Origin of the sequence: Campylobacter sp. IFREMER_LSEM_CL2151 (assembly GCF_025771725.1) — a bacterium.
In the GTDB taxonomy this organism is placed as follows: Bacteria; Campylobacterota; Campylobacteria; order Campylobacterales; family Campylobacteraceae; genus Campylobacter_D; species Campylobacter_D lari_C.
In genome coordinates this window covers 204,687-222,734 of record NZ_JAKMQT010000001.1, presented here as the reverse complement: position 1 = coordinate 222,734, position 18,048 = coordinate 204,687, and the positions used below count along the sequence as shown (strand labels likewise).

The following is an 18,048-nucleotide window of genomic DNA, read 5'->3' as shown; positions in this document are numbered from 1 at the left end:
TTTTGCTCCGCAAATAAATTTTAAATATTACAAGCAAAAAAAGTTCCAAACTTTAAAGATATTTTCATTTGTTATATAAATATTTTATATTGTTTTAATTTTTTTTTAGTATAATCTCACATTCTATATTTTTAATTTAAAATCTTAAAAAGCCCGAGTGGTGAAACTGGTAGACGCGCCAGACTCAAAATCTGGTAAGGGCAACCTTGTGTCGGTTCGAGTCCGACCTCGGGCACCATTTGTTTTTTACTCCCAAGTGTTATTTTTCAATAAATTATCTTTAAAATCCTATATTTAAGGGATTATATAAATATTCTTTTTTATTCTATTTTGTTATTTTTTGTGTTAAAATATTGCAAAAAAAGTGGGTTACTAAATGGGTTACTTTTTACAATAATACAAAGAATAAAAATGGCAAAAATTAATAAACTTACAGATAGTTTCTTAAAAAGCGTAAAATGCGATAATGGTAAAAAATTTATAAAATTTAGTGATCCCAGTATAAAAGGATTATATGTTTTTGTTTATCCTAGTGGTAGAAAACTATTTAAAACAAGACAAGCTAATGATACTTATATAACACTTGGGGAATACCCCTTGCTTTCCCTAGCAGAGCTTAGAGAAATAGCTATAAATTCGCACAAACTAAAAGCCAAGGGTCAAAACATAAGTAATGCAAAAAGATTGAAATTTGGCGTATTATATGATGAAGTATTAGAAAATGCAAGAAAGAGTAATTTAGCAGCAAAAACAATCCAAAGAGGACTAAGCTACAAAGAAGGTATTTTTAAATCTTTAGAATATAAAAATATTAATGATATAAAAAGAGTAGATATTGTTAATATTTTAAAGACCATAGAGCATAAAAGCGCTACGCTTCAAAAAGCAAAGATATGGATAAATAAAGTATTTGAATATGCTTTGCAACTTGAGATCATAGAAAACAATCCCGTAGCTTCTATCAAAAATAATATTGTATTTAAAAAACCAAATCAGGTTATACACCAACCTACCCTATTAGATGAATCTGATATTAAAGAATATATAAATACTCTAATACATTCAGATATCAAACAAAGTCATAAAAATTTAATGCTTTTTGTGCTTTTAACAGCCCAAAGACCTGGCAATGTTATAAAAGCTACTTGGGATGAGATAGACTTTAAAAATGAAATTTGGACTATATCAGCTCAAAAAATGAAAATGCGTAAAGAGCATAATATAGCATTAAGCAAACAAGCCATAAGTATATTAAAAAATCAATATGCGATTAAAGTCAATGATTATGTTTTTGCTGGTTCTTCTAAAAAAGGATGTAATAGTGAAAATATCACATGCAATACCAATAAACGCTTAGGATATAAAGGAATTCAAAGCGCGCATGGATTTCGTGCTATGTTTAGAAGCATTGCAAACGAAAAGCAATTGGAACATGGAGTAAGTATGGATATAGCAGAGCAATGCTTAGCTCATGAGCAAAAAAATGCAATATTGAAAGCTTACAATAGAAGTAAAAATATAGAATTAAAAAGAAGATTAATGCAGTGGTGGGGAGATTATATAGAAAAACTTGCAGGAAAGCTTAGCTAACCTTGCAATATTTTATCCAATCATCGATTTCTTTCTTTTCATACATTAAAACTTTTCCTACTCTAACACCCTTTGGAAAGTTATAAATGGCTTGATTTTTTCTCATTCTCATTTTTCTTATCTTATCAACGCTAAAACCCAAATACTGTGCAACTTCTTTTGTACTTAATAATTTCATATCAATCCTTTTTAATGTTTGTTTCTAAATTGAGTGATTTTATAATGGCTTTTTGCTCTTCATAACTTAAAGTATGCGCTAATAATACTTTGACATTCTCAAAATCAAAACTATTATAAGAAACTCTTGTATCTATAAGCTTTATACATATTCTTTTAAGCTCTACATCAAGCCAAGCCTCTATCTTCCAATAATGTCTAATTTCTTCTTCTAAAGAGTTACATCCATTAGAAAACGAAAGATCATTTCTTATAGAAAGAAATTCTTTAAGCATTTTTGATAATTGTTGTTTTATTTCTTCTAAGTGTTTTTCTATCAAATTTCTTTGTTCTAAAAAATCTTTCATCATTTGCAGCATGTAATATCCTTTTGTTTATTCCTCTTTATTTTCTTGATTAAAAAGATTAGGTTCTTTCATTTGCTCAAGCTCTCTTATGGTTGTTTTTAAATCTTCTTTATATTCTTTAATGGCTGAATTTAAAGCACTTCTTTCATACTCTGCGTGCTCTATAGCTTTATGTAAAGATACAATTTTCATAGATAGCTCTTTTAGATTATTTTGATTATCTATGTTTTCCATTTTTACTCCTTTTTATAATATTTTCCAGCATATCTATACCCCTTTGAAGTATTTGTTTTTCTTCTGTTGTTCTTGATTTAAGCTCATTAGTGTTTTTTGAGCAAATATCGTAAAATACAAAATCAATGCGTTTATAAAGTTTGATTTTTTTCTTGTATTCACATCTTAAGTCATTTTTGATACTTTCTTTGTTTCTTTCAAACAAATCTATAGCAAAAGGATTATCAAAATAAAAACACAACATTCTTTCATTTGCACTATTGATAATCCTTGCTTCTTTCAAACTATATTTTAAGTCATTTTTTAAACATGCACGAGCTATTTCATTAGCTTCAATTATATGTGTTATGATACTCATGCAACATCCTTTAATGCGTATGGTTTTATATCTTTTGTCCATCTTGGATTGATTAAATATTTTGTTTGTTTAATAAGTAATAATTCTTTTGTAAAGCTATATGTTTTACCTAGTAAAGCTATAAAATCATATATAAAATCTAAAGCATCATGAATGTGTTTATGCTGTATGTATTTTAAAAATTTATAGTTTAGTTTGAAAGTTAATTCTAATCTTTTCCAGTCTTTAAATTCTTCTTTAATTTTTTCTTTGTGATAACTAGTCTGCTTTTCATACTTATCATAAATCAAAATTCTATCAAGATCAAAAAACTTACTATGCACCCCATTTACATAAAGAGATTTTTTATAAAAAACCATTTCGCCTTTGATTTTTTTATTTAAAGACAACTCATGCAAATGTTCTTCATATTTTCTCATAGAAGCACTTTCATCACAAAAATCACAAGCTATATCAAAACTATAAGCCTTAAACCTCTTAACCATTTTACTTAACACCTTATACACATCAGCTACCACACTTTTGCTAGGCTGAAAAAGACCGTTAAACTGTACTTCTACATAAAAGTCTTTTTTCTTTTTATTTTTTCTAGCAACTTCATGGGTGTCTTTTGAATTTTCTATCACTATTATGGTATTTGATAAACTTTTATTTCTAGGTTTGATGTTTATATACCTAACCTTAAACTCATAAAACTTATCTTTTGTTTTGATATTTTTAAACTTCTCTTTTGTGTATTTTTCTATAGCTTTATTGCGGTTTGTTTTTCTAAGCTTTGTATATAAATCATGTTTTTTAAGAAATTTATAAAATGCAAATTTTGGGATTACAAATTTGATACTATCATAGCCTATGTTTTGCATTTTATTCCTTTCTTTTTTGTTATTTTGCTACCTTATCAAAACCTTTTTTCATAACTAAAGATTTTAAATTTGCCTTTGTAAGTTTAAATCCCTTTGAGCTAAGCTCACTTATTAAACTTTCTATTTCTCTTGCTTTTTTAAATGCATCATTTTCTTTTTGTATGGGCTTAAAATTCATTACTATCCTTTCAATAATTCTTTTGCTTTTATCAAGAGTTTTTTTAAGTCATCTAGATTAGATCTTAAATCATCCTCATCACACTCTTCCTTGTAGTCAATTAAATCTAAGCATTCTTTGTTAATTAAAGCCAAAGCTCTTGCGTGTTCTATGGCTGTGTTAATTTTTTCTTTAAAAGACATTTTCTTCCTTTTTATAGTGCATAAATGGAAGTTAAAAACCACCATAAAGGTGGTTACTCAAAATAAAGAAAGCTAATATGGCTTATAAGGGAGTTTAACTCCCATTTAAACACTACTTATGTCAAAACATAGAGCCTGCATTCAAAGTTATTTAAACTTTTGGTATTTTGACCATTTAACAAAGCTTTTTAAAAAAGCTCACTTTCCCACCCGTCGCCGTGGAGTGTGATAAATAAAGAACACGCTAGCTTGATCACCAAGCTAGCTATAAGGAAATTCACTTAAAACCTAGTTTCAAGCTTTTAAAAACCTTTTAAGCACACTTAGAAAATGTGCTTAATGAGGTTTTCAAGCTACCTCATCAATTTCTTTTAAAAGTTCAGAAATCTCCTGTATAGTTTTTGTTTTTTCTTCTACCAAAGCTGTAAATTTTTTATGCTTTAGTTTTAAATCTTTCAATCTCTTAGATAATCTCAAATCCTCATTCAAAAAACCAAGTCTTAAAAGTGCTTTTTCTACTTTAGAATTTGTTTTGCTTTTATTGCTAAGCCAAACCTTTAAAGTTTGATTTTTCAAATTGAGTTTTCTTTCCATTTCATCAAAAGTTTTTAACCCTAACTTTTCTTGAATTTTCTCTTTAATGCACATTCAATTACCCTCATAATGAACTATGATGGTTTCAAATAAACCATCACTAATAGCTTCTAGTTTTACAAAATTATGATCAAGTAAAAAATTCAAAGCTTCATTAAATTCGCTTTCTTTTATGTTCATTCTTTTAAAAAGTGTGTCTTTTTTTATAGATTTTTCATTGCTGAGTATATTTGATATGGTGTTTGCGTATGCTCTTATCATTTTGTTTCCTTTATCTTTATGATTACAAACATAATCGATAAGATAGCTATAATCACGCCAGCTATAATCCAATCTTGCATTATGTATCCTTTTTTATACTTAAGCAAAAAGTTGGTATTCTTTTTGCTAAAAAATAATTATTTTTATGTTTTAAAATTAATTATTTTGTGAAATTATAAAAAATATACTCATTTGTCAAGTTATATTTTACATTTGAAAGGTATCTTTTTATGGAAGTAAAAGAAATATTGAAAAAATGGATGCTAGAACAAAATTTGAAAACCTATAAGGAACTAGCAGATTACCTAGGTGTTGCCGCAAATACCATAGATATTTGGAAACAAAGAGGTTATATACCTGAAAAAAATACACTTAAATATACTCAAATGAATATAAATAACACAAACGATATAGAAAATATAATTAAAATCAGATATTTTCCTAATGTTTACGCTAGTGCAGGTTTTGGAAACGATAACAGCGATGAAAACTTTCAAACTATATATCTTGATAAAAATTTTTTAGTAGAAATATTAGGTATTCCTTACAAAACACAATATGATATGATAAAAATATTTGGCGACAGTATGGAACCTTTTATATAAAATGGAAGTTTTGTTATAGTTGATACTAGTAAAAATTCGCTCGATAAGATCAAAAATGCTGATGTGGCTATTTTTAGATACGATGGTGAATTATTTTGCAAACGCATAAGAAAAAATGTCCTTGATGATGAAATTATCATAAGTAGTGATAATATAGGTTTTGAAGACAAAAAAATTAAAAAATCTGCATTAAAAGACTATGTATTTTTAGGTGTTGTAATTTGCTCGTGTAACACTAAAATATTCTTAAATCAAATAGAAAGGGTTTAAAAGGCGGATAAATTTAAGCATAAAAAATATAAATTTAATTGTGTTACAATATATAACTTAAAATAATAAAGGTATTATAAATGCAAAAAGTAATAATTAAAAATTTAGGACCTATACAAGAAGCGGAAATAATTTTAAAACCATTTGTAGTAATTATAGGAAAAAGTGGAAGCGGAAAAAGTATCATCTTAAGAACCATTAGCTTATTAAAATGGTTGTATAAGCAAGAACAAATAAAATCTTTTCATGAACCAAAGTTATTTAACAATATAGATCAAAAAGAATTTATGGATTATCTTAAAGAATCTATGCTAGATATTTATATTAACCACAACACAGAGATTACGCTTATAGATGATAAACCTTTAATAGAAATAAAAGGTAAAAATATAACTTTATATCAAGAACACATAAAAACAGAGCAGTTGATTGGAAAAATAGTATTTATAAATGATGTTAGAGTTTTTTTACCTGAACTATTCGCAACTCCTAAACAAAGAGACATTAAAGCATCTTATCATACAAATGATATGATAGCAAATTTTATAGAAAGCATTAACGAAGTAAAATATTTTCAACTAAAGACTATGGAAAATACGATTTTTACGGCTGAAAATGAAGCTGGATTTACCAAATGCTATTTAAATCATAATGATTTAAAAATACCTTTTGAACAATCAAGTTCTGGAGAAAAAAGCACTAGTATAATGGAAATAATTAGCAATTATTTTGCATATGTATATGATATTAAGAATAAAAGTTTAGAAAAAATCACTATTGAAAATCTAATATCCGATCTTAAAAAATCAATAGACACTAAACGCAAACTCATTGAAAATAAAGTAATAGAAAGAATTAAACTTATTGAAACTTTATTATCTGAAAAAAACAAACCGACTTTAGATATTTTTATAGAAGAACCAGAATCAAATTTATTTCCAATTAATCAAATGAATATGGCTTATTATCTCGCAAGTCTTAGGAATGCAAAAAATAATCCAAATATTATGTTTTCAACTCATAGTCCTTATATACTAACAGCATTAAATAATATTCTTTATGCTTCAATAATTAAAGCAAAATTACGCAACGATGAGCAAAATAATATTTATGAAATAATCAACAAAGGAAACATTTTTAACCATAAAGACTTTATAGCTTACAAGCTAGAAAATGGAAAATCTTATTCAATTATAGATAAAGAAACAATGTTAATTGATGCTGAATATATAGATACCGCCTCAAGTGAAATCATGGATGATTTTTATAAAATAGCGGAGTTAGATAAATAATATTGGAGCAATTTATAGATAAAAATGAGTGCTACGATAAAACATTAGTATGTGAAGATAAAGTAAAATTAACACTTAAATGCAATGGAAGAGAATTTTATAAAATTTTAATTGATACAAAAGATACTAGTAAATTAAAAAATGAGATCACAAGATGTGATTATGTTATTGCCACAACTAATTTAGAAGGCATAATAATATATGTAGAATTAAAAGGTGGTGATCTACAAAAAGCATTTAATCAAATATCAAATATACATAATTTTCTTAATGAAAAATTCAGTAAACGATATATTGCCATAGCATATACTGGAACACCGGAAGCAAGTAGTATATTGCAACGCAATGCAATATCATTTAAAAAGAAAAATTTTCAGTTACCTTTTTTTACTTCAACTAAAGCTTTAACACTAAAATATGATTTAGAAACCCAAGAAATTAGCAGATAAAATCACTCATTCAACTCCTTAATTTTATCTATATTGATCTCACATTGCTTATAGTGATAAAAAAGCTCACTATAAGCTTTTATATATCTTTTTCATCTTGCACTATAGGTTTATGCGCTCTATCAAATTCCAAAAGCTCATTTGGTATTTGCACTTTTTGAATTTGTATTTTGGTTAGTACTTGTGTTTTGCTCCCACAGCCTATCAAGCATAGCATTAAAAAGCTTAGTGGTATTAGTTTCATTGCTTTTGGATATATAGTTTTTAACATCATCAACCCTTGTTTTGATTTGATTTTTTTGAGCATTTGCATAAAAGAGTGCTTTTAGCTCTTGCTCGTGTCTTATTTTCAACTCCTGAGTAATTTTTGTGAGTTCATTATTTACACCCAAAGCTAAATTTAAATCACTTTGACTTTTTTCTAATTTTACATTTGTGCTATCTAGCTTAAGATATAAAAATACATTAAGCATAAGCATTAGAGCTAAAGCAATATAAAGCTTTGCATTGTTAAATAAAAATGACATATTATTTGTAGTTTAAAGTAGGTTTTTGTATAATACTTTCAAGGGTTAGCCGTAGGTCTGACCCCCTATGGCTTAATCTAACCCTAGAAAGTAGGTGATTAAATTTGAGCTATATAATCCACATAATCTTTATAATTATACTACTAAGTATGATTATAGTCAAGGCTTATTAACCTTGTCCCCTTTTTTAGGGGGATTATGTGGTAACCTACTCTAAACTTACTCCTTTCTAAAATTTATTCGTGATTTCTAATTTTATATTTGATAAATCTTGCTGAAATAGCAAATCATATAATTTTTTACAAGCTTGTCTGCTTTGACCGACACTTTCATCACTCTTAGTTAAACCTAGTAAAATACAACCTTTTGTATTTTAATAATTACATATTTATCATCTTTTACTCTCAAACATTGTTTTCTAAATAAACTTTCATTTCCAAACTATAAGTTTTGTAGCGTTTATAAACTAGACTTTATTTGTTTATAAAGCAATTGTTGTTAATATTTTGAAAAAATTTAGAGAAAAATCATGAAAGATCTTAAAAAATACATTGCAAATTCCAAACTAACACGCCTTGAAGTTTTATATGAAAAATTAGTAAAGTCTGAAAATGGCATAACCATAAAAGAACTAGCCCAAGAACTCAATGTAAGCGCTAAAACCATAAAAAGAGACATGCAAGGGGTTTTTGAGTCTATGGGGCTTATTAAAAATGGAAGAAAATGGCGCATTGATACAAGCAAAGATATACAAGAGCAAGATGATGAAAAAATAATCCTTGAAGTGCTTGATACCATGGCAAAAAGCGCTGGAAATAGCTTTTATGCTAAGGCTCACCCCCTACTTTCTAAACTTTCTCAAAACATTTCTAATCCCATCCATACTAGCCTAGATGCAGAAAAGCTAGAGGAAAAAGATTTAAGCAATTTTCAAATTCTTGAACAAGCCATCAACACCAAAACACAAATTGTCTTTAAATATGAAAATAAACTTTTCCAAGTAAAACCTTTAAAACTAGCTTTTTTTAGTGGCTTTTGGTATTTGCTTGCTTTTGATATGAAAAAACGTGATATTTTCAAAAAATTTTATTTAAAAAATATCCAAAACATCACCCTAACCCAAGAGCATTTTCAAACCGATGAGAGTTTAGAAGTAAAACTTCAAAGAGTAAATTCTATATGGTTTAGTCTTGATAAACCTTTTACGGTAAGGCTTTTAGTAGAAGAACCGATACGAAAATACTTTGAAAGAAAACCTCTAAATTCGCAAATCATCACTGGTAAAGACAAAGATGGCTCCATAGAAATAGAGCTTGAGATAACTCATGAAATGGAAATTTTACCTTTAGTGTATTATTACATACCTTATGTAAAGGTTTTAGAACCTGATTTTATAGCAAATAAAGTCAAAGAAGTAGTTGAAGAATACCTTGATCAAATAAGCAAATGATTGCTTATTTGTCAGGATTTTAATACTTTCTTAGCTTTATTTAAAGCTTTTTCAATCGTGTCATTTTCTATAAATTTTTTCAATTTCATTGTTTTTAACTTTTTCTTTTATGTGTTTTATGTAGTCTTTGAGTTGATCTGGTTGATCTTTTGCATAAAGTTTATTTTCTATGATGATATATCTTTTATCTTTTAAACTTATGAGTATATCGATCCTTCTATTATCTTTAGCACAAGCTTCTGTTTCTACGCTTTCTATGTCATGAGCTGTAAGATTTTTAAATTTCTTAGCTTTTGTGTATCTTCCAAGCTTTTTTAAAAACTCATTTGCAAAAAGCTCTTGATAATGATCACTATGCGGATCGATCAAATAAGCTATAAATTTAGAATGATAGTTTTCTTTATACTCAACTCCCAAAGCTTCGAAAATATTTATATCACTCATGCCTTTTTTGGTATTTTCTTCAAATTTATCATTAACCCTTAATAATTCTTCAATAAAATTTTTCATTCACAATGCCTTTAAATATTTTTCACAATTATACTACAAAAATATAGACTACCATTGTCTGCTTTTTTTAGCTATGATTTTTCAAATCATTCAAAAAGGATTAAAAATGCTTCAAACCATGAAACACATCCTAACTCACACCGATGAGACTTTGCTTGCAAAGAAATTTGGTTATAACAATGTAGAAAAATTTACCAAAACAAAAACTTTGTTTTTAGAATGCGAAAGCATACAAGAATGGCTTTTAAAAGGACATTATGATATGGTAAATTCCTCTTTGGAATTTATGCAAAAATTTGATTTTATCTTAGATAAAGAAATTTTAAATTCAATTTTAGAACAAAATGTTTTATTAAAAGATAAACACATAAAATTACAAGAAGCAAAAGCCATCATAAAAACAAATTTTAAACGTAAAAGCGAGCCTTTGCATACTTTGATGTTTTTATCTCACTTACGCGTGCTTAAATTTACTATTAGCAATGATATGCTCTATCTTGATAAAACGCAAATCATGCAAAAGCTCAAAGAACTAGCTATAAAGCATTATGAAAATTCACAAGGCAAATTAAAGCTTTGGGGAGATATCTTACAATATGACATTATTTATGATGATGAGTTGTTAGTTTTAAGCATGCAAAAGAGCGATGAATGATAGCCATTTCTACACTTTTATCATCAAAACATAAAAGAATTTATCAAAATCTTGTGCAAAATTTTGCTAAATTTAACATCGCTTTTAAAGAAATACCAAGTAATGATATATGGTTAAGAGATTTCATGCCTTTAGTGTATGAAAATACAGCGACAAGCTATATTTATGATCCTGATTATCTTAGAAATTATCCACATTTAAAAACCACTATAAAACCTCTAAAAAATCACTTAAATTTAATCCTTGATGGAGGTAATTTCATAAGAAAACATGATATTGCCTTTATGTGTGAGAAAATTTTTAGCCAAAATCCAACACTTAGCAAGGAAAGCATTATCCATACTTTAAAACAAAATCTAAATTTAAAACACATAGTCTTTTTACCAAGACTAGCTTATGATAGATATGCGCATAGCGATAGTATGGTAAGATTTATAAATAAAGATCATGTGCTAATCAATGATTTTTCTTTAGAAAATGTGCAATTTTTTGAGAAATTAAACACCGCTTTAAAAGATTTTAAGGTTACAAAAATGAGCTATTCTAAAGAATTTATGCAAAAATACAAATGGGGTGCGTATTTAAATTTTTTAGAGTTTGATAAGGTGATTTTTGTGCCAACTTATGATATAGATGAGGATGAGAGGGTTTTAAGCTTTTTACAAAATATCTATAAAGACAAACAAATCATAGGTGTATATCTAAAGCCTATTATCAAAAAAGGTGGTGCATTGCATTGTATTAGTACTAATATTTTACAATGATTAAATTTATTTAAAGGAATAAAAATGGAAAATCAAGAAAGAGTTGAATTTATCAATCAATTAAACGATGATATTAAAAAGAAATTTCTAAAGCTTTATTTAAAAGGTGTTTTTGGAAGTAAGGAAATTACAAAAAAACTAATCAAGGCAAAATCATACAATCTTAACATTGAAGAAATAGTAAGGGAAGAGTTAGAGCCAAAATCAAATGATAAAAACTATGTGGAAAATTTAAAAAATCACTATGAAGTGGTAAGAAAGAAGTATAGAATCAACAAAAAATGGAAAGATGAAAATGAAAAATTTAGTGCAATCGATAAAATGGTTGAAGAAAAATTTGAAGATATGAAAAAATTTGCTATGTGGTATGAAGAAGCGTATTTAAAAATCGATGAAGAAAATCGAACATGCCACTACTGTGGTATCAAAGAAAATATTTTAAAAAATAATTTATTTGGAGATGATAAACCTATAAATTCCAAAAAGCGTGCCTTCAATGGTAAATTGCAAATTGAAAGGCTAGATCCAGATAAAGGCTACAATGAAGAAAATTGTGTTCTAGCCTGCTGTATTTGCAATAATACAAAAAGCGATATGATAAGTGCTAGTGATTTTGAAAAATATTTTAGTAATAGTGTTAAAAATTTCTATGAAAACTTGTTAAAAAACATAAAACCCAAATAATTCTCATAACTAGACAACTAAAGTCTAGTTATTTTGTTTATAATTGCATTATACATCTTAGTTTAAAGGTTTATAATGCAAACAAATATTTCTACTCTTACTCACATTGCGGATTTTGATTATTACTCACATAATGTAAAAGTCATCTCACTACACGCACAAATGCTCTCAAATAGCAAACAAATCAAAAAAGATTTTTACAGCGAATTTGAAGATATGCTAGAAAAAGATAGTAAAATCCCTAGTTTTATCTACAAACAATACTCCAAATTTATCTATTCTAGCTTTTTAAAGAAAAATCTAAGTTATCTTAAAAAATACTTAAATTTTACTCAAGCAGAATGTGATGTGTTTGCGTTTTTTTACTATGCAAATAAAGGTAGATTTGCCCTACACCAAGGTTATAGCACTGCTTTGGGCAAAAAGATCATAGAAAAAATTTTCAACCACACTTCAAAAGATGTCAATAAAGCTTTAAGTGATGATTCTATGCTTTTTAAACTAGATGCCTTGTGTTATTATGATAGCGATGCCTTTGGTATAGATATAAATAATTTTGATAGCATTTTCACTCAAGATATTAGCAAAACTACACTTATGGGTGAGTTTTCGTATTTTTTACCTAAAACTAGACTAAATTTGAGTGATTTTGACTATATACAAGAAGAATTAAATACTATCATTACTTTTTTAAAAAAACGCCAAAAAGGAAATATTTTTATATATGGAAAAGCAGGCGTAGGCAAAAACGAGCTTAGCGCACTCATAGCTAAAGAGCTTGATAAAGAAGCATTATGTGTTAAAGATTGCGAAGATGTAAAAAAATCAAGTAGAATTTCAAATTTTTATGCACTTAAAAAAATACTCAATCCAAAAAAACAAATGATAGTCTTTGATGAGTGTGAAGATAGTCTTTGCTATGATTCTTTAAAAGAGAAATTAAAAATCAATAAAATCTTAGATGAAGAAAATGGTATTTGTGTATTTTTATCAAATTCTAAAGACATGGATGAGGCGTATTTGAGGCGTTTTGATGTGATTTTAGAGCTTGAAAGTATGCCTAAAGAAAAGAAAATTCAAAATATAAAAAAGTTATTTAATAAGAAAAATATAAAAATAGATGAAGCCATTATAGAAAATATAGCTTCTCATCCTGAACTTTCTCAAGGGGTTATTTTAAAATGTGCAAACAATGCTAAGATCTTTAAAAGCAAAAGCCAAGAAGTATTTGTAAGATTGATCAATGAAAATTTAAAAGCAAGATCACTTCAGGGCATTTCAATGCCAAAAAAAGACAAAAAATACGATTTAAGCTTGATAGAATGTGATTTAAATTTACAAGAACTAATAAACAATATCGATAAAAATTCAAGTTTGAGAATTTTAAGCTATGGCATAGCAGGTAGTGGAAAAAGCGAGTTTGGCAAAGAACTAGCTAATGTTTTAAACAAAACTTTACATTCTTATAAACTTAGTGATATTTTAGATCCTTTTGTGGGCAATAATGAAAAAAATATCGCAAACATTTTCAAAAAAGCTTCTAATGATAATGCTATCTTACAGCTTGATGAAATCGATGCGTTAATTTATAGTAGAGATGAAGCAAATAAAAGCTGGGAAAAAAGCTTAGTCAATGAAATGCTTATGCAAATGGAAAATTTTGAAGGTATTTTCATAGCTTCTACAAACTACCTACAAAACCTTGATAAAGCTAGCATAAGAAGATTTGATCTAAAGATAGAATTTCAAGCATTAAAGCAAGAAAAACTTTTAAAGGCTTTTGAATTTTTTGCTAAAGAATTAAATTTAAGCTTTGATAAAAAGCAAATTGCAAAAAGACTCTTAAGGCTTCAAAATATTTGTTTGGGCGATTTTGCGCTAATTCTTAGACAAAATAAAATTTTTAAAATCAAAAACGCCGATGAGTTTTTAGAAAAATTAGAAAAAGAATCAAAACTCAAATCAGATGATGAAAAAATCAACATGGGATTTTTATAAAAAGGATAAAACTATGAACATAACACTTCAAGGAACAATACACAAAAGCTTTGTGTTTGGATTTAATGATATAAAAGCAAAAGAACACATTAATGCATTATATGAAACAAACAATGATGAGTTTAATTTCCAAACACAAATTCAAAACACAGAAAATATACAACTACTAAGCCAAAGTTATCATTTAGAAAATGGATATTTTTTAGATGTAAATACTCAAAGCAAACTTTTGTCTTTTGAAAATTTTTTAAGTCAAAATTATGCGGATTTTAAACATTTTTGTGTTGTTGATTTTATAAAACATAATGCAAAAATACACTATAAATTAAAAAAAACAAACACAAAAGGCAAACTCTATCATCTTGCAAGTGCATATGCCTTTCCTAAAAATGGCTGGATAGATAAAAAAGTACTAAACATCAACGACATCTCACCTTATCAAAACATGCTTATAGAAGGGTTATTTTATATTAAAGAGCAAGAATTGCTAGAAATTATAAAACAAAATGAAAATTTGATAAGAAATAATTTTTATTTGAAAGATTATGATTTTTCAAAAGGTTTAAAAAAACTTTTAGATGTGAGTTTGGATATTTTATTTGCTAATATTAGCACGAAAAATTTTAAACCCTATAAACTAGAAATAAACTCTATCACTCACGAGGATATAGAAAGAAAAATTTCTTTTGTTAAGCTACTAAAATGATTGTTTTAGTAGCTCTTTGATCCTTTCTATAAATTGCGTTTCTTTTTGGGTAATATACTCAAGAGTAATTTCTTTATCTTGACTATCTTCAAGAAAAATTCCATCAACTATAAATTTATACTCATCTGAAAGGATAGAATTTTCACTATAACATTTTGCTTTTTCAAATTCTTGCATAGGATATAAAAGTCCACCTAAAAGCACTTTGCCTATCTTTTGATAATACCCCATATAAGTATGAATTTGAAATAAATCGTTTCTGTCTAAATCTCCCATGCCATTTTGGCTTCTACCTTCCATTTTCATTCTTTTATATTTAGTATCAAAAACAATGTATGTATCATCTTTAGACAAAACAATATCAGGTATTATATAGCGTTTATAAAAGCTATTTTTATAAATTTCAAGCTTTGGAGAATCAACCATATATTCTTCAAAATTATTTCTTAAAAGCTTACTTATATAAATTTCAAAAAGCTCTGCTATATTAACGATAAAACCATAACTTTTTTGATCATTTTTATTTTTACTAGTGAAATTTTGACTTTCTATGATCATTTTTGCATATTTTAAAAGCTCTTTGTAGTTTTGATAGTTTTGATTTCTCAAGGCTTTACTAGAAAAGGCTTTGTTTAAACTTTCTTTTATAAAACAATGCTCGCTTTTATTTTGCACTAAATAGGTTTTTATATGCTTTACATTTTTTAAAAAGCTTGAATTTTTCTTTTCTATGACTTCTAATGCTTTGTATAATACATTAATAATATGCACATCTTCTATTTGCTCTCTTGTTTTTGTAGCAACCTTTGCTTTTAAAGGGATATTGTGTTTTATAAATTCAACCATATCGATATTTCCCTTAAAACGCAAATCATTGTATTTTTTACTTTGATAATTTTTAGGCAAACCTATCAAAAAACTTTTTTCAAGTTTTTGCACAAAGATATAAAAAAGTATAAACTCACTTATATTGCTTTCCTTTTTTACATCTTGATAAATACTCACATCATCAACAAATACATCATTAGCAAAATTTAGCATTCTTTCTAAAAACTTCTTGCCAAACCTGGAATTTATCTCAACTTCCAAACCATTATAAGAAATTTTTCCTATATAATTTCCACTAGCAATTTGCCTTTTATTTTCTTCAATCGTTCGCAATGAAATGATAGGATTTTTAGCATTTTTGCTTAAAATTTTTTCATCATCATTGAAAAAAGAAAAGAAATTTCCATTTTTTATAAAATCTTCAAAATACAGATCAAAATCTTGTATTCTTGAAGATTTTTGATCTATTTCTATAAAGCTATTATCATTTATTTTTATCATCATTTTTTTCTATAACAAAAAGTTTTTTTAAATCATCCAAGTGTTTTTGTATTTCTTTTTCATTATATTCGCTTCTTAAATACTCTTTTAAAAGCGCTTCAAAGCGGTTGCTAAAAAGTTTTTTCATATCACTATCTTTAATCTCATCATTTTTAAATTCAATTTTTAGAAAATAAGAATGTCCAAGTTGATATTTTTCACCTATATCTTTACTAATTTTATCGTTTAATTTTTTACAAGCTTGTGCGTATTCTTCAATATTATTTGCATAAATTTCATCTCTTATTACATCATAATCACACTCCATTTCTTGCCATATAAAGCGTCTTCTAAGCGCTAAGTCAAAACTATCTATACTTTTATCTAAATCATTCATAGTTCCTAGTAAAAACATATTTTCAGGTACATAAAAATCCTCATCATCTCTCATAGAGGCATATTGTGTTTTTATCTTGCCTTTTTCTCCTCTATACTCAAGTGCATAAAGTAATTCTCCAAAAACCCTAGATAATTCCGCACGGTTAATCTCATCAGCTATGAAAAAATACCCATGATCACTTAGAGCTTCATTAAAATTTCCTTTTTCTAGTTTTTCTAAAAACCCTTTTTCTTCTTTTTTTGCTTTATCACAAAATTCTCTAAAAATTCCATTTTTAAGTTCAAGTTTTAATTGTCCATTTTCAATCCCTGCAGGTTTAATACCTTCTATAAAATCTTCATAAGAAAAACTTGGGTGAAATTGAGTGATAAGCATTTGCTCTTCATTGCTAATAAGATTTTTTATATTATTAACCATAGTATAAGTTTTTCCTGTTCCAGGAATTCCATGAAAAATGATATTTTTATGTGTTCTTAAAAGCTCCAAAAAACCTTTTAAATTACTACTTTTAATATCTGCCTTGCCACATAAATTTGCAAAGCTATAGGCTACCTCGTAAAGTTTATAATACACACTTTGATTTTTATCATTTTCAGCTAATTTTTCTTTTGTAATTAAAGCAAAATCAGACTTTTTTATCTTATCAATCAAATTTAAAAATTGATCTAAAATATAATATCTTGGAAGATTATTTGTTTTTTTTACTTCAAGTTTTTCCAAAACAAAATCAAAATATACTTCTTCTTTGCATTCATTATCAAAATTATATTCTTTTGGATTTTCATTTAATATCTCAAAGATATACTTAGCGGTATTTACAGAAGCATCATTTGCAAGTGGAAATTTATCATCTTTAAATTGTAAAAAATATGCTAATTCTCTAGCAGTAGCTTTCATGCCTTCCACTTTATCAAGTGCTACTAATAATTCTGTTAAATTGCTGCTATTACTTACTGCATCATTTATTATTTTAAGATTATCAACTAATTTTTTTTCATCTTTTAATAAATTCGTAGCATTGCCTTGCATTTTAGCACTATTTATACTTTTATCCCACCATTTTTCAAAAATATCTTTTTTAAAATTACCCTGATTGAAATCTATCTCGTCTATTTTTTCTTTACCAAATGTTTCGCTAAAATTATCCACAATTTTGCTTTTTGTTTTTAAAAATTCACCATTTTCATCAAATTTAATATGTATAGTACTTTTATTACTATAATCGTTTAAATATTCCTCAAAAGCACCTTTTAATTTATCAAATACCTCACTATTATCTTCATAAATTTTCTTGGTTAATTCTTTAAACCTTAATTCAATATCATCATTTTCTAAAATTACACTATTTCTTTCTCTACCAAATTTAGTATGATAAATATAACATTTTCCATCTTTATCAAAAAAATAAGCAAAATTTTTATTTTTATTTTCGTTTAATCTAGTTTTTAAATCACTCATTGTTTTCCTTAGTTTTGATTTTTATAATTATAACTTAATTTTTGCATTGTTAATTATACCAAAATAAAAAAATAAAAAATAGACAAACACCGTCCGTTAAAATAACATATAATTACAACAAAATTAAAAACTATTGTAAATCTATAACACAAGGAGGTATTAAAAAATAAAAATGAACATAAAAATTT

22 protein-coding genes, 1 tRNA gene and 2 pseudogenes are annotated in these 18,048 nt (G+C 26.7%); 12 read left to right on the top strand and 13 right to left on the bottom strand.

Going from position 1 to position 18,048, the window contains the following annotated elements; genetic code table 11:
• The first annotated feature begins 151 nt into the window (after positions 1–151).
• A tRNA-Leu gene (locus tag L8V82_RS01190) sits at positions 152–238 on the top strand.
• 173 nt (positions 239–411) lie between these two features.
• On the top strand, positions 412–1,590 hold the full coding sequence (locus L8V82_RS01185; protein ID WP_047208317.1) for a tyrosine-type recombinase/integrase: 1,179 nt from the start codon (positions 412–414) through the stop codon (positions 1,588–1,590).
• On the opposite strand, the gene L8V82_RS01180 is transcribed toward L8V82_RS01185, so the two are convergent.
• From L8V82_RS01180 to L8V82_RS01140, 9 genes are all read right to left on the bottom strand, one after another.
• Complete coding sequence (locus L8V82_RS01180) at positions 1,583–1,768, bottom strand: helix-turn-helix transcriptional regulator (protein WP_066008122.1); 186 nt, start codon at positions 1,766–1,768, stop codon at positions 1,583–1,585. The two genes, L8V82_RS01185 and L8V82_RS01180, sit on opposite strands and share 8 nt — an antisense overlap.
• Before the next feature lies 1 nt (position 1,769).
• Positions 1,770–2,126: a hypothetical protein gene (locus tag L8V82_RS01175; protein ID WP_214136032.1), complete on the bottom strand. Its 357-nt coding sequence runs from the start codon at positions 2,124–2,126 to the stop codon at positions 1,770–1,772.
• 15 nt (positions 2,127–2,141) lie between these two features.
• Positions 2,142–2,348 carry a hypothetical protein gene (locus L8V82_RS01170; RefSeq protein ID WP_263672589.1) on the bottom strand — a complete coding sequence of 69 codons (207 nt, stop codon included), beginning with the start codon at positions 2,346–2,348 and terminating at the stop codon, positions 2,142–2,144.
• Positions 2,332–2,706 carry a hypothetical protein gene (locus L8V82_RS01165; protein ID WP_047208322.1) on the bottom strand — a complete coding sequence of 125 codons (375 nt, stop codon included), beginning with the start codon at positions 2,704–2,706 and terminating at the stop codon, positions 2,332–2,334. The genes L8V82_RS01170 and L8V82_RS01165 overlap by 17 nt, the downstream gene beginning before the upstream one ends.
• Positions 2,703–3,569, bottom strand: coding sequence for a hypothetical protein (locus tag L8V82_RS01160; protein WP_250325072.1), 867 nt, complete (start codon positions 3,567–3,569; stop codon positions 2,703–2,705). The genes L8V82_RS01165 and L8V82_RS01160 overlap by 4 nt, the downstream gene beginning before the upstream one ends.
• 19 nt (positions 3,570–3,588) lie before the next feature.
• Entirely contained in the window at positions 3,589–3,747 is a 159-nt protein-coding gene (locus L8V82_RS01155; protein WP_263723714.1) for a hypothetical protein, read from the bottom strand.
• 2 nt (positions 3,748–3,749) lie between these two features.
• Complete coding sequence (locus L8V82_RS01150; protein ID WP_263723713.1) at positions 3,750–3,929, bottom strand: hypothetical protein; 180 nt, start codon at positions 3,927–3,929, stop codon at positions 3,750–3,752.
• 348 nt (positions 3,930–4,277) lie between these two features.
• Complete coding sequence (locus L8V82_RS01145; RefSeq protein ID WP_214098769.1) at positions 4,278–4,577, bottom strand: hypothetical protein; 300 nt, start codon at positions 4,575–4,577, stop codon at positions 4,278–4,280.
• Positions 4,578–4,784 (bottom strand): hypothetical protein, encoded by a 207-nt coding sequence (locus L8V82_RS01140; RefSeq protein WP_041570280.1) that lies wholly within the window; start codon positions 4,782–4,784, stop codon positions 4,578–4,580. It lies immediately after the preceding gene.
• A 230-nt stretch (positions 4,785–5,014) separates the two neighbouring features.
• Between L8V82_RS01140 and L8V82_RS01135 the strand changes: the two genes are divergently transcribed.
• The 4 genes and pseudogenes from L8V82_RS01135 to L8V82_RS01120 all read left to right on the top strand — a co-directional run bounded on the left by L8V82_RS01135 (position 5,015) and on the right by L8V82_RS01120 (position 7,400).
• Positions 5,015–5,389, top strand: coding sequence for a helix-turn-helix domain containing protein (locus tag L8V82_RS01135; protein WP_263723712.1), 375 nt, complete (start codon positions 5,015–5,017; stop codon positions 5,387–5,389).
• Between the two features lie 12 nt (positions 5,390–5,401).
• Positions 5,402–5,659: pseudogene (locus L8V82_RS01130) on the top strand (S24 family peptidase); the annotation flags it as partial.
• 80 nt (positions 5,660–5,739) lie between these two features.
• The gene (locus L8V82_RS01125) at positions 5,740–6,951 is read left to right on the top strand and encodes an ATP-binding protein (RefSeq protein WP_263723711.1); all 1,212 of its coding nucleotides are present in this window, start codon (positions 5,740–5,742) and stop codon (positions 6,949–6,951) included.
• 2 nt (positions 6,952–6,953) lie between these two features.
• The gene (locus L8V82_RS01120) at positions 6,954–7,400 is read left to right on the top strand and encodes a hypothetical protein (protein WP_263723710.1); all 447 of its coding nucleotides are present in this window, start codon (positions 6,954–6,956) and stop codon (positions 7,398–7,400) included.
• Positions 7,401–7,537: 137 nt separating this feature from the next.
• On the opposite strand, the gene L8V82_RS01115 is transcribed toward L8V82_RS01120, so the two are convergent.
• The gene (locus tag L8V82_RS01115; protein ID WP_263723709.1) at positions 7,538–7,927 is read right to left on the bottom strand and encodes a hypothetical protein; all 390 of its coding nucleotides are present in this window, start codon (positions 7,925–7,927) and stop codon (positions 7,538–7,540) included.
• A gap of 529 nt (positions 7,928–8,456) precedes the next feature.
• On the opposite strand from L8V82_RS01115, the gene L8V82_RS01110 reads away from it, so the two are divergent.
• Positions 8,457–9,377 (top strand): helix-turn-helix transcriptional regulator, encoded by a 921-nt coding sequence (locus L8V82_RS01110; RefSeq protein ID WP_263723708.1) that lies wholly within the window; start codon positions 8,457–8,459, stop codon positions 9,375–9,377.
• Between the two features lie 66 nt (positions 9,378–9,443).
• On the opposite strand, the pseudogene L8V82_RS01105 reads toward L8V82_RS01110, so the two are convergent.
• Positions 9,444–9,887, bottom strand: a pseudogene (locus tag L8V82_RS01105) (PD-(D/E)XK nuclease family protein); the annotation flags it as partial.
• A 106-nt stretch (positions 9,888–9,993) separates the two neighbouring features.
• Here L8V82_RS01105 and L8V82_RS01100 point away from each other — a divergent pair.
• The 5 genes from L8V82_RS01100 (at position 9,994) to L8V82_RS01080 (ending at position 14,694) form a co-directional block, all read left to right on the top strand.
• Positions 9,994–10,542 (top strand): hypothetical protein, encoded by a 549-nt coding sequence (locus tag L8V82_RS01100; protein ID WP_257938780.1) that lies wholly within the window; start codon positions 9,994–9,996, stop codon positions 10,540–10,542.
• Positions 10,539–11,306: an agmatine deiminase family protein gene (locus L8V82_RS01095; protein ID WP_263723706.1), complete on the top strand. Its 768-nt coding sequence runs from the start codon at positions 10,539–10,541 to the stop codon at positions 11,304–11,306. The genes L8V82_RS01100 and L8V82_RS01095 overlap by 4 nt, the downstream gene beginning before the upstream one ends.
• 24 nt (positions 11,307–11,330) lie before the next feature.
• A complete protein-coding gene (locus L8V82_RS01090) occupies positions 11,331–11,990 on the top strand; it encodes a hypothetical protein (RefSeq protein WP_263723705.1) in 660 nt (219 codons plus the stop codon).
• A gap of 75 nt (positions 11,991–12,065) precedes the next feature.
• Positions 12,066–13,988 (top strand): AAA family ATPase, encoded by a 1,923-nt coding sequence (locus L8V82_RS01085; RefSeq protein ID WP_263723703.1) that lies wholly within the window; start codon positions 12,066–12,068, stop codon positions 13,986–13,988.
• A 13-nt stretch (positions 13,989–14,001) separates the two neighbouring features.
• Positions 14,002–14,694, top strand: coding sequence for a hypothetical protein (locus L8V82_RS01080; protein WP_263723702.1), 693 nt, complete (start codon positions 14,002–14,004; stop codon positions 14,692–14,694).
• Here the strand turns inward: L8V82_RS01080 and L8V82_RS01075 are convergent.
• Positions 14,686–16,026, bottom strand: coding sequence for an McrC family protein (locus tag L8V82_RS01075; protein ID WP_263723701.1), 1,341 nt, complete (start codon positions 16,024–16,026; stop codon positions 14,686–14,688). The genes L8V82_RS01080 and L8V82_RS01075 overlap by 9 nt on opposite strands.
• Complete coding sequence (locus tag L8V82_RS01070) at positions 16,007–17,860, bottom strand: McrB family protein (RefSeq protein WP_263723700.1); 1,854 nt, start codon at positions 17,858–17,860, stop codon at positions 16,007–16,009. The genes L8V82_RS01075 and L8V82_RS01070 overlap by 20 nt, the downstream gene beginning before the upstream one ends.
• Positions 17,861–18,048: the final 188 nt, after the last annotated feature.

Coding starts and splice junctions, on each gene's coding strand:
- L8V82_RS01070 (WP_263723700.1), bottom strand. CDS start 17,860: ATGAGTGATTTAAAAACTAGATTAAACGAAAATAAAAATAAAAATTTT.
- L8V82_RS01140 (WP_041570280.1), bottom strand. CDS start 4,784: ATGATAAGAGCATACGCAAACACCATATCAAATATACTCAGCAATGAA.
- L8V82_RS01175 (WP_214136032.1), bottom strand. CDS start 2,126: ATGCTGCAAATGATGAAAGATTTTTTAGAACAAAGAAATTTGATAGAA.
- L8V82_RS01080 (WP_263723702.1), top strand. CDS start 14,002: ATGAACATAACACTTCAAGGAACAATACACAAAAGCTTTGTGTTTGGA.
- L8V82_RS01085 (WP_263723703.1), top strand. CDS start 12,066: ATGCAAACAAATATTTCTACTCTTACTCACATTGCGGATTTTGATTAT.
- L8V82_RS01100 (WP_257938780.1), top strand. CDS start 9,994: ATGCTTCAAACCATGAAACACATCCTAACTCACACCGATGAGACTTTG.
- L8V82_RS01180 (WP_066008122.1), bottom strand. CDS start 1,768: ATGAAATTATTAAGTACAAAAGAAGTTGCACAGTATTTGGGTTTTAGC.
- L8V82_RS01075 (WP_263723701.1), bottom strand. CDS start 16,026: ATGATGATAAAAATAAATGATAATAGCTTTATAGAAATAGATCAAAAA.
- L8V82_RS01155 (WP_263723714.1), bottom strand. CDS start 3,747: ATGAATTTTAAGCCCATACAAAAAGAAAATGATGCATTTAAAAAAGCA.
- L8V82_RS01165 (WP_047208322.1), bottom strand. CDS start 2,706: ATGAGTATCATAACACATATAATTGAAGCTAATGAAATAGCTCGTGCA.
- L8V82_RS01150 (WP_263723713.1), bottom strand. CDS start 3,929: ATGTCTTTTAAAGAAAAAATTAACACAGCCATAGAACACGCAAGAGCT.
- L8V82_RS01185 (WP_047208317.1), top strand. CDS start 412: ATGGCAAAAATTAATAAACTTACAGATAGTTTCTTAAAAAGCGTAAAA.
- L8V82_RS01095 (WP_263723706.1), top strand. CDS start 10,539: ATGATAGCCATTTCTACACTTTTATCATCAAAACATAAAAGAATTTAT.
- L8V82_RS01115 (WP_263723709.1), bottom strand. CDS start 7,927: ATGTCATTTTTATTTAACAATGCAAAGCTTTATATTGCTTTAGCTCTA.
- L8V82_RS01160 (WP_250325072.1), bottom strand. CDS start 3,569: ATGCAAAACATAGGCTATGATAGTATCAAATTTGTAATCCCAAAATTT.
- L8V82_RS01110 (WP_263723708.1), top strand. CDS start 8,457: ATGAAAGATCTTAAAAAATACATTGCAAATTCCAAACTAACACGCCTT.
- L8V82_RS01090 (WP_263723705.1), top strand. CDS start 11,331: ATGGAAAATCAAGAAAGAGTTGAATTTATCAATCAATTAAACGATGAT.
- L8V82_RS01135 (WP_263723712.1), top strand. CDS start 5,015: ATGGAAGTAAAAGAAATATTGAAAAAATGGATGCTAGAACAAAATTTG.
- L8V82_RS01145 (WP_214098769.1), bottom strand. CDS start 4,577: ATGTGCATTAAAGAGAAAATTCAAGAAAAGTTAGGGTTAAAAACTTTT.
- L8V82_RS01170 (WP_263672589.1), bottom strand. CDS start 2,348: ATGGAAAACATAGATAATCAAAATAATCTAAAAGAGCTATCTATGAAA.
- L8V82_RS01125 (WP_263723711.1), top strand. CDS start 5,740: ATGCAAAAAGTAATAATTAAAAATTTAGGACCTATACAAGAAGCGGAA.